Origin of the sequence: Ruminococcoides intestinihominis (assembly GCF_040096285.1) — a bacterium.
In the GTDB taxonomy this organism is placed as follows: Bacteria; Bacillota; Clostridia; order Oscillospirales; family Acutalibacteraceae; genus Ruminococcoides; species Ruminococcoides intestinihominis.
Window position 1 is genome coordinate 1 of the sequence record NZ_JBBMEY010000044.1, and the last position, 13,330, is coordinate 13,330.

Genomic DNA, 13,330 nt, shown 5'->3' on the forward strand with positions numbered 1-13,330 from the left:
ACACAAGGAAGGCTGGATGGTTTCTACTAATTCTAAATATCTACCACATAACAAGGCAAGTTCTAGCACCACAAACCCAAGTTTAACTTTTGATATAAGCAAATATGGACATAGAAAATTAAAAACAGAATATGAAAAACAACTACAAAACTATTATGCTTGATACTCCTTATAACACAACAAGAGCCCATAAGTTCTATGAAAAGCAGGTTTTAAGAAGGTAACAGAAGATGAATTACCGATAAAATTCAGCCATCCTTATAAGGATTGTGACTTCTTTATTTTGAATTTATAATTTAATACAGATATGAAAAGCCCCGATTAGATATACTAATCGGGGTTTGCTTATACCTTAACTATTAAGTTTATTTATCATCCTTAGGTGATGACTTAGTAGCATTTGTAAATTGTTCTTGTAGTGAAGTGATGGCTGTCTTATAAACATAAGAAATTTGTTCACCATTTACAACACCAACATACTTAGAGTTGTTCACCTTGTATAGTTCAAGTGTATCAGCACTTCTGCCTGAGTCGGATGTATATGTAAACTTAACTGTCATTTCAGGCTTACCGGTAATCTTTTCATGAGAGAAATCTTCTCTTGTAAAGGTCGCACCATGCATATAGTCAAATGCAGTTTGGAAATAACCAAAGCTGATTCGCTTACCGTTATACTTAACTGTTGTGTCAGTTGTTGTTTGGTTATCTGAAGTAGTAGAAGTCTTTGTTTCTAGGTCAAATGTATAGTTGTTTTTACCGAAAGAAACTTCTGTCTTAGATAGGCTTGTGATTTTGTTATCTACAAAGTAGTCACTTCTCATTTTGTCTAGGCTTGATGTTGTCCATCTAACTGAGTCTGCAAGAATCTTGTAAATAACATCTCCACCCTTAACCATTAGGTAGCAGTACTTTTTGCTATCAGGCTTACTGGCCTGTAGTTCAACAACTGTGTCCTTATATGTAGCAGTTAATTCAGCATAAGGTGTTGCTAAACCGAACTTCTGCAAATCAGCACTTGTTGGGTTTAGGCATACAACTGCTTTAGCTGCAACACCACGGATACCTGCTTCAATTTCACTACAAGTAGTATCGTTACCATAGTACTTAGCAGGTTGTGTGATAATGTAGTTTGTTGTAGCAGTATCATCTGTGCTATCTTCAAATTCAATATCTTCTTTGTAGTGTGTACCACTTAGGTGTACTGTCTGAGGAGTAGCTGTATCACCCTCACTTGCTGCCTTAGTAACATTTAAATCAATAAGGTCATATACACTGTATAGGAATGAGTCAACTGACTCTTCATCAACTAGGTAAATTGATTTACCTGTACCGAATTTTACATAGTAGCCTGTGCCATTAGGTGCTTTGTCACCAACATAGAACTTAGAATTTGTCTTGTCTGTGTAGCCAACAGTAACAGTAGCCTTTGGCTTATCAAAACCAAAGTCACTGTCTTCATCACCACTTACGGAAACAATCTTAGTAAATGACATTGCTGCTGCATCTGATGCAACTGAATCAGGCTTACCCTCAGCAATTGACTTATCCTCATAGCCTACCAATGTGTATTCTGTAGCCTGAGTTTCTGTCTTAGTTTTACCGTTTTTATCTTTAGTTTCCTTTACAGGAGTGTAACTCTTGATTTGGAAACTACCGTTATCATTTTCAACTTTAATAGTTTTGATTTTTCTAGGAATATAGTTAATAAGTTCACCGATACCGTTTTCTTTAACTTCACCCTTATCATCAAGAGCAGGTTCTGCCTGATGCATTTTGTTCTTGTCAACAGTATCGGAAATCTTTGCTTCCTTAGTTACTTCTTGTGTATCTTTGTTATCTTCACTACCCGGTAGGTTAAGTACCACTACTAATGCAACACCAATAATAACAACAACTGCTGCCACAATAATAATCTTAAGTAGTTTTTTGTTATCTTTCTTTTTAGTAGCCATTATTTCTTTCTCCTAACTGCCCAAATTACAATACCTAGGATTAATACACCAAGTGGGATGATGCCAACAAATAGGATTGATGGGAATAGGGCATCACTTGCAGCTTCCAGACCTAATGAAGTATCACTGGCTGTAGCACTGTTAATTGTAATAGTTTCACTGTCGTTTTCTGTTAGTACATTAAACATATTTGTAAAGTATGTACTGTTATTAAACTGAGTATAGCCTGTTAAGAAATCGGAAGAAACTGCATAGTAAGAACCGATTACAACAACATTCTTGTTTACACCGTCAGATACTTCGGATTGGTTGATAACTGCACCGTTAAGTGCTTTACCTGTACCATCCTTTACATCATCAGTTGACTTAGCATCAGATGGTAATAAGTCAGCCTTAGTTGAACTCTTTAGAAGTACCTTTGCTGAACTACCCTTTGTTAAGGTAATATTCCATGTGTCACCCATAGCAACTCTTGTGTTGCTATCAATACCGTCTGTAAATGTAGACTCATCATAGTCATATGTTGAAAGTCTGTGGTCACTTGGAGCGATAGAAGTAATGTAGTTGTTGTCCTGTTCATAAATCCAGTTGTTTTCAACCTTAATACCTTGTTCTTCTAGGAATGAATCCATATTTGGTGTACCGTTTTCAATAGCCATTGGAGCAGGTACATAAACGAATGTTTTGTTAGACTTCTTAGCAGTATCTAAGAAACTTGTAACTTTCTTAAGTGCCTGTTCTGAAATATCGGATGTTGGAGCAACAAACAGAAGAACATCACAGTCACTAGGAACTTTACTGTTAGAGTCTAGGTCAACAGTTGTAGTTTCATATGCTTGATTTTCAAGTAATTTCTTTAGTGCTGAATATGCAGTAGAACCACTTGAACTTGTCTTTTCTGAACCAACACCTGATGAAGTAATGAAACAAGCCTTTGCAGCATTTTTCTTAGTTAAACCAAGAATAGCAGTACAAACCTGTTGTTCAACTTTACTTGACTTAATTTTTGAATAGCCTGTTGAAGAGTCATTTTCTGTTTCAAATAGGTCTTCCATTGTCAGACCTTTGTATCTGTCATTACCGGCATCAATAACACAAATTGTGCTTGAACCTGATGTTGTAAGATTTAGGTTGCTATATTTCTTAGCGAATGATGGGTTTGATGAAGTATCTTCATACTTAAATGTAATATGCTTGTTTAGAGATGCAATTTCTTTAAAGAACTGATTTGCTTGTGAGAAATATGCAACACCAAAACTTGAATCATATGAAGTGAAAGTATCTTCATCAGTTAATAGATAAATGTCAATATCTTGATTTACATTTTTACAAAGTTTCTTTGTATCATCCTGTAGCTGATACATATTTGAATTTGTAATATCAACTGAAAGGGAAGGGAACTTATTTTCCAATACAGATGCAATAATATTTACTGCAACTACACAAGCTAAGAAAACTGCAATAATTGCAATGCTTAACCAGCCCTTTGAGAACTTTCTTGAATGTAAAATCTTTTTGATTTTAGATTGTTTTTTTACTTCAACATCAGAAGTTTCTTCTTTTCCGGTAACTTCATCTGTAGAAGTTTCATCTGCTTTAATATCTTTTTCGATTTCTGTAGCTAGGAAATCTTCTTTCTTATTTTTCTTTAACAATGTAATACCTCCTTAGCTCCAGCGTCTTTTTTCAAGTACTCTAAGTGTTAAGAAATTGAATAGTGCAATAATTGATAGGAAGAATACAGTATCTGCAACACTTAAAATACCCTTAGTAAAGTTTGAGTAATGGTCAACGAATGAAATACTGGAAATAGCAGTTGAAATCCAAGTTACAGAGATTAGCTGAGAAATGCTATCTATAAAGAAGATTACAAGACCAAAACACATACTTACAATAGCAGAAATAATCATACTTTCTGTTAATGAAGAAATGAAAATATCAATAGAAATCATTGCAGCACCTAGGATAATTGAGCCAAGTAGATTACCTAAGAATACTGACCAGTCAGGTGCACTGTAGAAAGTAAGTGTTAGTGCAAATAAAACATAAATGCCAACACAACAGATAAACATAATCAGTGAACCGAAGAACTTACCGGCAACAATTTCTCCAAGTCCTAATGGAGAAGTTAAAAGTGCCTGGTCGGTTTTCTGTTTCTTTTCTTCTGAAAAAGTTTTCATTGTAATAATCGGAATTACAAGAACTGTAATCATAAACATATTTGAGAATAAACTTGCCATATCTTTGCTATTTCCTACTATGCAATAGAAGTAGAAGAATAACCCTGCAAAGAAATAATAAACTGCCATTACAACATATCCTATTGCAGAGGTAAAATATGAACTTAATTCTTTCTTTAAAATAGCTGTCATTACTTTTTACCTCCCTTTGATACAGTTTTTGATGTTAACTTTAGGTATGCTTCTTCAAGACTCATACCACCCTCATTCATAGTAAGGATAACTGACTTGTTGTTAACCATAGCATTGAAAACACCTTTTCTAATGTCAATACCACTTTCATGTTCAATGTTGTATACATTTGTGTTTTCTGCACTTTGTCTTTCAACAGTAATTTTCTGTACACCATGAACATTCTTTAAAGCAGTTGTAACGGAAGTTACTGTGCCTTCAGCTTCAAGAGTAAGTGTTGACTTACCGGTAATAGCCTGTGAAAGTTCTGATGTCTTAGTATCAGCAACAACCTGTCCCTGATTGATAACAACGATTCTGTCACAGATTGCTGAAACTTCTGAAAGAATATGTGAAGAAAAGATAACTGTGTGTTTCTTTCCTAAGCCTCTGATTAAACTTCTGAATTCTCTAATCTGTGAAGGGTCAAGACCAACAGTAGGTTCATCAAGAATAAGTACAGGTGGGTTGCCAAGTAATGCTTGAGCAAGACCTACTCTCTGACGATAACCTTTTGATAGGTTACGGATAATTCTTGACTGATGGTCAGTTAACTTAGTAACTGCAAGAACTTCATCAATGTGAGCCTTCTTAGGAAGTTTTACTTTCTTAATAGAGAACATAAACTCCAAATATTTTCTAACTGTCATATCCATATAAAGTGGTGGCAGTTCCGGAAGATAACCAATCTGGGACTTTGCACCCTTTGGATCTTTCAAAATTTCTGAATCATTTATGGTTACTGTGCCACTTGTAGAAGAAATGTACCCTGTGATAATATTCATAGTTGTACTTTTACCGGCACCGTTTGGACCAAGAAAGCCTAGTATCTCACCATCATTAACAGTAAAACTAATGTCGTTTACTGCCTTGATGTCGCCATACTGCTTTACAAGGTTTTTGATTTCAACCATATTTTCAACTCCTTTTTCCTTTTAGTAAACTAGATTAATTTCCATAATAATTCTAACAGATTATTAGTTTTTTTCAACAAATCAACTCCAAATGTCACTTTTTATTCATAAAGTTTCAATTACCTGTCACAATATAAAAAATTCTCTTGTGAAATATAACAAAACCTTTTGAAAGATTTTATTGAATGTGACAATGAATTTATTTTAAACTAACTTATACAGTGTTTATTTATTATTTCAATCCGTATTATTATACCATTAAGTCAAGCTTTCTTCAACAAGGATAGTATAAATAATAGAAAAACAGAGATACTTAATATAAATAAGGTATGGGCAACATTGTTTGCCTGTTTAATAGTATAAAGAAAAGAGTGATAGTATGGATTACCTAAAAGCATTTGTAGTTGGTGGACTTATTTGTGTTGTCGGTCAAATATTAATTGACAAAACAAAATTAACACCGGCAAGAATTTTAACTTCCTTTGTTGTAATCGGTGTACTTCTTGGCGCAGTAGGACTATACAAGCCTTTAGTTGACTTTGCCGGTAGTGGTGCTACAGTACCTTTGTCCGGTTTTGGGTACAATTTATACAAAGGTGTTAAGGAAGGAATCAGCGAAGACGGATGGCTTGGAATATTCACAGGTGGTGCTACTGCATCTGCCGGAGGAATAGCCGGTGCTATATTTTTCGGTTTTTTGGCAGGATTACTGGGAAAACCACAGGAAAAATCCTAGGAAAATATAGATAAACACTTGATTTTTCCTATATTATATGCTATTATTTAATAGTTAAATATCCTAATGGTAAAGGAGTGGTCAGTACGACCGCTCCTTTGTTATTATAAAGAGGTGATAAAATGGCAAACAAAAAAGGTAACAATACTGCCGGAATGGTATGGGAAATTGCAGAACCTATTGCAAAGGATTTAGGGCTACAACTTTGGGATGTTCGCTATGTTAAAGAAGGTGCACAGTGGTATCTTAGAGTAATCATTGACAAAGAAGATGGTGTAGGCATTGACGATTGTGAGAAAATGTCCAGAGCCTTAGACGCTCCTCTTGATGAAAAAGAGATTGGTCAGAACCAGTACATTCTGGAGGTTAGTTCTCCCGGTATTGAGAGAGAGCTTGTTCGTGAGGAACATTTTGACCAATTTATCGGTGCTGATGTAATGGTTAAGATGATTAGACCTATTGAGGGTATCGGTAAGGAATTTAAGGGTAAGCTTAAATCTGCCGATAAACAGACTGTTACAATTACAGACCACAGTGATGAAAACGAAATTACTATTAATAAGAAAGATACAGTTTATATTAAACTGGATGACTTTGATTTTTAAAAGAAAGGATTTGATTTTGGAATGAATAATAAGGCATTATTTGAGGCATTAAGATCTCTAGAACAAGAAAAAGGCATTTCTATGGATGCTATGATTACACAAATTTCTAAAGCTATTGTTATTGCTTGTAAGAATAACTACGGTGGCAATGATGATGTTGAAATCTCTATGGTACCTGAAAAGAATAGCTTTGATGTTAAGCTAAACAAAGAAGTAGTTGAAGAGGTATTTGACCCTGACTATGAAATTTCTCTTGAAGATGCTCAGAAAATTAAGAAGTCAGCTACTATCGGTGACAAGGTGGCAATTTCACTTGACCCTAAGAACCTAGGTAGAATTGCAGTACAGACTGCTCGTTCAGTTATCCGTCAGGGTATTCGTGATGGTGAAAAGGGTCAGATGCTTGCTGAATTCCAGTCAAAGCAACAGGAAATTGTTACTGCTAAGGTTGAGAGAATTGACCCTGTTTCCGGTGGTATTACAATCAGAATCGGTAAAGCAGAAGCAGTTCTACCTAAGTCAGAACAGATTGGTGACGAAACATTCAAGGAAGGTGACCTAATTAAGGTTTATATCGTTGATGTTAGAACAACAGACAGAGGTCCTAGAGCATTTATCTCAAGAACTCACCCTGACTTTGTTAAGAGATTATTTGAAACAGAAGTTCCTGAAATTTTTGATGGTGTTGTAGAAATTAAGTCAGTTTCAAGAGAAGCAGGTTCCAGAACAAAGATGGCAGTTTATAGCAATGACAAGACTATTGATGCAGTTGGTTCTTGTATCGGTGCTAAAGGTGCCAGAGTTAACACTATTGTTGAAGAACTTGGTGGAGAAAAGATTGATATTGTAGAATGGTCAGAAGACCCTGCAAAGTTTATTGCAGCTTCCCTATCTCCTGCAACTGTTATTAAGGTTGTTATTGAAGACCTTGAAGGTAAATCTTGCAGAGTTACTGTTCCTGACAATCAGCTTTCACTTGCTATCGGTAACAAGGGTCAGAACGCAAGACTTGCAGCTAAACTAACAGGCTGGAAGATTGATATTCGTCCTGAAAGCGGTTTCTTCGGTGAAGATGAAGTTCTAATTGATAACACAGAAGACACTACACCTGAAGAAGTAGAAAAAACTTCAACAGAAGAACAGGCTGTTGAAGAACCGGTTGCTGAAGAATCAAAAGAAGACGTACCGACTGTTGAAATGAATGGTGACAGTTTTATTGATGACATTTTATGCACAGATAACGAGGAATAATTTATTCTTGTAATATAATGAAAGGAGGAATTACTGTGAAAACAAAGAAAGTTCCAATGAGAAAATGTTCCGGTTGTGGAAATATGTTTCCAAAGAAAGAACTGGTTAGGGTTGTAAAAGCCCCTGACAAAAAAGACAGTGACGGTAATATAATAGAAAAGGGTGAAGTTTCTCTTGACCTTACTTCTAAGAAATCCGGAAGAGGTGCTTATGTCTGCAAAAATGTTCAGTGCCTACAAAAAGCCAGAAAGACTAAGAGGATTGACCGTTCATTAAATACAGTCATTCCTTCAGAAATTTATGACCAAATGGAAAAGGAAATTGCCGATGAATGACAGATTACTTTCTATCTTGGGCTTATGCAGACGAGCAGGTAAAATTGTAATTGGTACAGACCCGGTTATTGAGTCTGTTACAACCGGAAAATCCTTTATTGTCCTTATGACAAAGGATTTTTCAGCCAACAGTAAGAAAAACATCCTGAAAGCCTCTAACAACAGTTCAGTTAAAACTTTCGTTATTAACAGAACTAAGGATGAGTTAGGTATGGCAATTGGCAAGTATTGTGCTGTTGTCAGCATAACAGACAGAGGTTTTTCTGATAAAATTCAAGAGTTAATCTTGAAAGAGCAAGAACAGGAGGAATGAAACTATGATGATTAAATATAAGGTTAATGAGGTTGCTAAGGACCTTGGCGTTAACAGTAAGAAAGTTATCGAAGTACTTGATAAATATTGTGGCGTACAGAAGAAAACTACAACTACTCTGGAAGAAAATGAGCTAAATGTTGTTTTCGATTACTTTACTCAGGACAAAAATCTTGATAACTTAGATGCTTACTATGCAAAGAGAAACGCAGGTATTGAAGAAGTAGAAAAGAAGAAAGACGAAGAAAAGAAAAAGAGAAAAGAAGAACATAAACGCCAAAAAGCAGAACAAGCTAAAAAACAGGGCAAAGCTCCTGCACAACAAGAGAAAGAACATCAGGCTCCCAGAAGAAAGGAAAGCCGTGTAATTGATACATCAGCAGTTGTTGTTAATGTTGATAAGTACAACGAAAAGTACGACAATATGGCTGACTCTAAGATGAACAGAAGTGACAGAAATAAAAGTCAGGTTAAAAAGCAGAAGATTAACCAGCGTTCACAGCAGAGAAAGAAAAGACAAGGTAAGAGAGAAACAGAACAGGAAAGACTAAAGAGAATTGCAGCAGAAAGAAAGGCAAAGCCTATTACTGTTCAGATTCCTGAGGAAATTGTTGTTCAGGAACTTGCTTCTCGTCTAAAGGCTACTGTTGCCGAAGTTGTAAAGAAAGCATTCTTAATGGGTACAATGGTTACTGCTACAGATACTATTGACTTTGATACTGCTTCTCTAATTGCTATGGAATTTCATGCAAAGGTAGAGAAAGAAGTTGTTGTTACAATCGAAGAACAGATTATTGATGATACAGAAGATGATGATGCAAATCTAGTACCAAGAGCTCCGGTTGTTGTTGTTATGGGTCATGTTGACCATGGTAAAACATCTATCCTTGATGTTATCCGTCATGCAAATGTTACATCCTCTGAGGCCGGTGGTATTACTCAGCATATCGGTGCTTACAGAGTGCAGGTTAACGGCAAGGATATTACATTCCTAGATACTCCGGGTCATGAAGCATTTACAACAATGCGTGCAAGAGGTGCAATGGCTACAGATATTGCTATTCTTGTTGTTGCTGCTGATGATGGTATTATGCCACAGACAGTAGAAGCTATTAACCATGCTAAGGCCGCCGGTGTTTCTGTTGTTGTTGCTATTAACAAGATGGATAAACCTGGTGCTAACCCAGAAAATGTAAAACAGCAATTAACTGAATATGAACTTGTACCTGAAGAATGGGGTGGTGATACACCTTGTATTCCTGTTTCTGCAAAGACTAAGGAAGGTATTCCTGATCTACTTGAAATGGTACTTCTAATTGCTGAAATGAAGGAACTAAAGGCTAACCCTGACCGTCAGGCTAAGGGTTGCGTTATTGAAGCAAGACTTGATAAGGGTAGAGGTCCAATCGCTACAATGCTTGTACAGAACGGTACACTTCACCAAGGTGATATTGTTGTTGCCGGTACTGCAGTTGGTAGAGTTAGAGCAATGACTAACGATAGAGGCAGAAAAGTTAAGGAAGCCGGTCCATCAGTTCCAGTTGAAATTACAGGTCTTGATGAAGTTCCACAGGGTGGCGACATTTTCAATGCCGTTTCTGATGAAAGACTTGCTCGTCAGCTTGTTGAACAGAGAAAAACTAAGGCTAAGGAAGAACTATTTAACTCAAGAACTAAGGTTACACTTGATAACCTATTTGACCAGATGAAACAGGGCGAAATGAAAGAACTTCAGATTATTGTTAAGGCTGATGTTCAGGGTTCTGTTGAAGCAGTTAGACAGTCACTTGAAAAGCTATCTAATGATGAAGTAAGAGTTAATGTTATCCACGGTGGTGTTGGTGCTATTAACGAAAGTGATGTTATGCTTGCTAATGCAAGTAATGCAATCATTGTTGGCTTTAATGTTAGACCTGATGCTACTGCAGTAGCAAATGCTGAGAGAGAATCTGTAGATATTCGTCTATATAGCATTATTTATAACTGTATTGAAGAAATTGAATCAGCTATGAAGGGTATGCTTGCTCCTAAGACAAGAGAAGTTGTAATCGGTAATGCTGAAATCCGTAACATTATCAGAATCAAGAGTGTTGGTGTTGTTGCCGGTTCATATGTTAAGAACGGTACTATCAAGAGAAATGCCAAGGTTAGAGTTATTCGTGACGGTGTTGTTATTGCTGATGATACAATCGCTTCACTACAGAGATTTAAGGATGCAGTTAAGGAAGTAAACGAAGGTTATGAATGTGGTATTTGCCTAGAAAAATATAACGACCTTCGTGAAGGTGATATTTTTGAAGTGTATGAAATTCAGGAGTATCGTGAAGACTAATAACAGTCTATTGTAAAAGAGGAAATTAATATGTCAGGACACAGAATTGATAGAACAACTGAAGATATTAAAAGAGAACTAACTGATATTTTTAAGTCAGTAAAAGACCCTAGAGTTGCCGATTGCTTTATTTCTATTATCAGAGTTGAGGTTACTAATGACCTTAGCTATTGCACAGTATATTTCAGTGTAATCGAGGGTATGGAAAGAGCAAAGGAAGCACTAAAGGGACTGAAATCTGCTACAGGTTATATCAGAAGAGAACTTGGTCACAGACTTCATTTGCGTCATACTCCGGAGCTTATCTTTAAGCCAACTGATAGTATTGAATACAGTGCTAACATTAGCCGTATTCTAAATGACCTTGATATTAAAGAAGATGAGGACCAAGATGAAGCTTGATAATGTAGCTAAAATTTTACAAGAAAAAAATAATATTGAAATTTTAACTCACCATTATCCTGATGGAGATACCCTAGGTTCTGCTTATGGTCTTTGTAAGGCTTTACAAGATATAGGCAAAAATGCAAGGGTAATCCTTAGTGGTAAGGCTGCTACAAAGTTTGATTATCTAAAAAATGGAGTAAAGGAAAATTCCTTTACTCCGGATTTTATTATGTCTGTTGATGTAGCAGCACCTCAGCTTTTGGGGGATAATGAGGAAAGTTATAGCAACAAAATTCAGTTATGTATTGACCACCATGGCAGTAATTCTTTAGGTGTAGAGGATAGTTATATTGATGCTACAGCAGCATCTACTTGTGAAATTATCTTTGACCTAATCAACCTAATGAATGTGAAGGTTACTAAAGAAATTGCAAACTGCCTTTATACAGGTGTCAGTACAGACACAGGTTGCTTTATGTACACAAATACCACTGCAAAAACTCATATGATTGCAGCAAAATTAATTGAATGTGGTGCTGATTTTGCAGTTATCAACAGAGCAATGTTTGAAACCAAAACAAAGCAGAAACTTGCCCTTGAAAGAATGGTTTATGACACACTGGATTATTACTATGACGGCAAACTTGCTATTATTTACACCACCCTTGCAATGCAAGACAAGTTAAACTTAGGTGATGACCAAATGGAAGGTTTGGCATCAATTCCTAGACAGATTGACGGTGTGAAAATGGGCATTACTATTAGGGAAAAGCAGGATAATGTGTTTAAAATTTCTGTTAGAACTAATGGTGATACCGATGCTTGTGAATTTTGCAAAAAGTTCGGTGGTGGTGGCCACAAGGCTGCCTCAGGTTGTGCAATTAACGGTACACTTGAAAGTGTTAAGCAACAGCTTATTGATGCAGCGAAAGAGATACTACAATGAACGGTGTAATTGTAATAAACAAGCCAATGGACTTTACTTCATTTGATGTTGTGGCAGTAATGAGGAAAGCTCTTGGCATTAAGAAAATCGGTCATTTAGGTACACTTGACCCTAATGCAACAGGTGTTCTACCACTGGTTGTGGGAAACGGCACTAAGGCTCAGGACTTAATTACCAATCACGATAAAGGCTATGTGGCTACTTTTCAGTTTGGAAAGAAAACCGATACTCTAGATATTTGGGGTAAGGTACTAAAAGAAGAAAAAACTTCTTTCACTACAGAAGAAGTTAAGGAAAAGCTAAAAGAATTTCAAGGTGAAATTTATCAGCTACCACCTATGTACTCAGCTATTCAAATAAACGGTCAAAGACTTTATGACCTGGCAAGAGCAGGAAAAACTGTTGAAAGAGAAAAAAGAAAAGTAACAGTTTACTCCATAGAACTTTTTGACTTTGATGAAAAAAATCAAAGTGGTAAGTTGGAAATCAAGTGTAGTAAGGGTACATATATAAGGACAATTATTGATGACCTTGGTGAAAGTTTAGGTTCTTGTGCAGTTATGACTTCACTTGTTAGAACTGAGGCTTGTGGTTTTACCCTAGAAGATGCAATTGACTTGCAGAAAGCTAGAGAACTAGAGGATTTCACACCATACATTAAAAGTGTGGAAAGTCTGTTTATGAACTACGGTTATGTGAAAATTACAGAACCACAAGCAAGAAGATTCTCTAACGGTGGTGCATTAGATAAGAACAGAACTTACCTTGAGAAAATGCAACCTAAAGAGGACACAATCCTAAGAGTCAGAGATAACAATAATCAGTTTATCGGCTTAGGTATCGTTAAAGGTGATGAATTAAAAATTTATAAACTTTTCAAAACAAATTAGTTTTCCACATTTTAAGAGTGCAGTATGGAAAACTTTTGACTTATCTCAAATATATAATTTGAATATGTAACAAAAACCGACTTTAGTAATCTATCCTAAAGTCGGTTTTGTTATTTTAATTCTTTTTTTGATTATAATAACTTAGCTTTATAAATTAGGGTTTGTGGTGCTAGAACTTGCCTTGTTATGTGGTAGATATTTAGAATTAGCAGAAACCATCCAGCCTTCCTTGTGTAAAGGAAGGGGGACCACGAAGTG

Annotated in this window: 13 protein-coding genes; 9 read left to right on the forward strand and 4 right to left on the reverse strand. The window is 36.0% G+C overall.

What is annotated here, in order from left to right; genetic code table 11:
* Positions 1-365: 365 nt before the first annotated feature.
* Genes WMO18_RS09180 through WMO18_RS09195 form a run of 4 tightly spaced genes read right to left on the reverse strand, consistent with a single transcriptional unit; the run spans position 366 to position 5,277 of the window.
* The gene (locus WMO18_RS09180; protein WP_367286554.1) at positions 366-1,952 is read right to left on the reverse strand and encodes a DUF4340 domain-containing protein; all 1,587 of its coding nucleotides are present in this window, start codon (positions 1,950-1,952) and stop codon (positions 366-368) included.
* Complete coding sequence (locus tag WMO18_RS09185; RefSeq protein WP_367286555.1) at positions 1,952-3,607, reverse strand: Gldg family protein; 1,656 nt, start codon at positions 3,605-3,607, stop codon at positions 1,952-1,954. Before WMO18_RS09185 ends, WMO18_RS09180 begins: the two co-directional genes overlap by 1 nt.
* Before the next feature lie 12 nt (positions 3,608-3,619).
* Positions 3,620-4,324: an ABC transporter permease gene (locus tag WMO18_RS09190; RefSeq protein ID WP_022504691.1), complete on the reverse strand. Its 705-nt coding sequence runs from the start codon at positions 4,322-4,324 to the stop codon at positions 3,620-3,622.
* Positions 4,324-5,277, reverse strand: a complete 954-nt coding sequence (locus WMO18_RS09195; RefSeq protein WP_022504692.1) for an ABC transporter ATP-binding protein — start codon at positions 5,275-5,277, stop codon at positions 4,324-4,326. Before WMO18_RS09195 ends, WMO18_RS09190 begins: the two co-directional genes overlap by 1 nt.
* Before the next feature lie 379 nt (positions 5,278-5,656).
* On the opposite strand from WMO18_RS09195, the gene spoVAE reads away from it, so the two are divergent.
* The 9 genes from spoVAE to truB all read left to right on the forward strand — a co-directional run bounded on the left by spoVAE (position 5,657) and on the right by truB (position 13,072).
* Positions 5,657-6,013, forward strand: coding sequence for a stage V sporulation protein AE (spoVAE, locus tag WMO18_RS09200; protein WP_211147976.1), 357 nt, complete (start codon positions 5,657-5,659; stop codon positions 6,011-6,013).
* Between the two features lie 122 nt (positions 6,014-6,135).
* Positions 6,136-6,618: a ribosome maturation factor RimP gene (gene rimP / locus WMO18_RS09205; protein ID WP_022504694.1), complete on the forward strand. Its 483-nt coding sequence runs from the start codon at positions 6,136-6,138 to the stop codon at positions 6,616-6,618.
* Positions 6,619-6,639: 21 nt separating this feature from the next.
* Positions 6,640-7,869 (forward strand): transcription termination factor NusA, encoded by a 1,230-nt coding sequence (gene nusA, locus WMO18_RS09210; RefSeq protein WP_367286556.1) that lies wholly within the window; start codon positions 6,640-6,642, stop codon positions 7,867-7,869.
* 35 nt (positions 7,870-7,904) lie between these two features.
* A complete protein-coding gene (gene rnpM, locus WMO18_RS09215) occupies positions 7,905-8,204 on the forward strand; it encodes an RNase P modulator RnpM (RefSeq protein WP_022504696.1) in 300 nt (99 codons plus the stop codon).
* Positions 8,197-8,517: a L7Ae/L30e/S12e/Gadd45 family ribosomal protein gene (locus WMO18_RS09220; RefSeq protein WP_022504697.1), complete on the forward strand. Its 321-nt coding sequence runs from the start codon at positions 8,197-8,199 to the stop codon at positions 8,515-8,517. Before rnpM ends, WMO18_RS09220 begins: the two co-directional genes overlap by 8 nt.
* Positions 8,518-8,521: 4 nt before the next feature.
* Complete coding sequence (infB, locus tag WMO18_RS09225) at positions 8,522-10,849, forward strand: translation initiation factor IF-2 (RefSeq protein WP_211147974.1); 2,328 nt, start codon at positions 8,522-8,524, stop codon at positions 10,847-10,849.
* Between the two features lie 30 nt (positions 10,850-10,879).
* Positions 10,880-11,251: a 30S ribosome-binding factor RbfA gene (rbfA, locus tag WMO18_RS09230; protein ID WP_022504699.1), complete on the forward strand. Its 372-nt coding sequence runs from the start codon at positions 10,880-10,882 to the stop codon at positions 11,249-11,251.
* A complete protein-coding gene (locus WMO18_RS09235) occupies positions 11,241-12,182 on the forward strand; it encodes a DHH family phosphoesterase (protein ID WP_211147973.1) in 942 nt (313 codons plus the stop codon). Before rbfA ends, WMO18_RS09235 begins: the two co-directional genes overlap by 11 nt.
* On the forward strand, positions 12,179-13,072 hold the full coding sequence (gene truB / locus WMO18_RS09240; protein WP_211147972.1) for a tRNA pseudouridine(55) synthase TruB: 894 nt from the start codon (positions 12,179-12,181) through the stop codon (positions 13,070-13,072). The genes WMO18_RS09235 and truB overlap by 4 nt, the downstream gene beginning before the upstream one ends.
* The last annotated feature ends 258 nt before the right edge of the window (positions 13,073-13,330 follow it).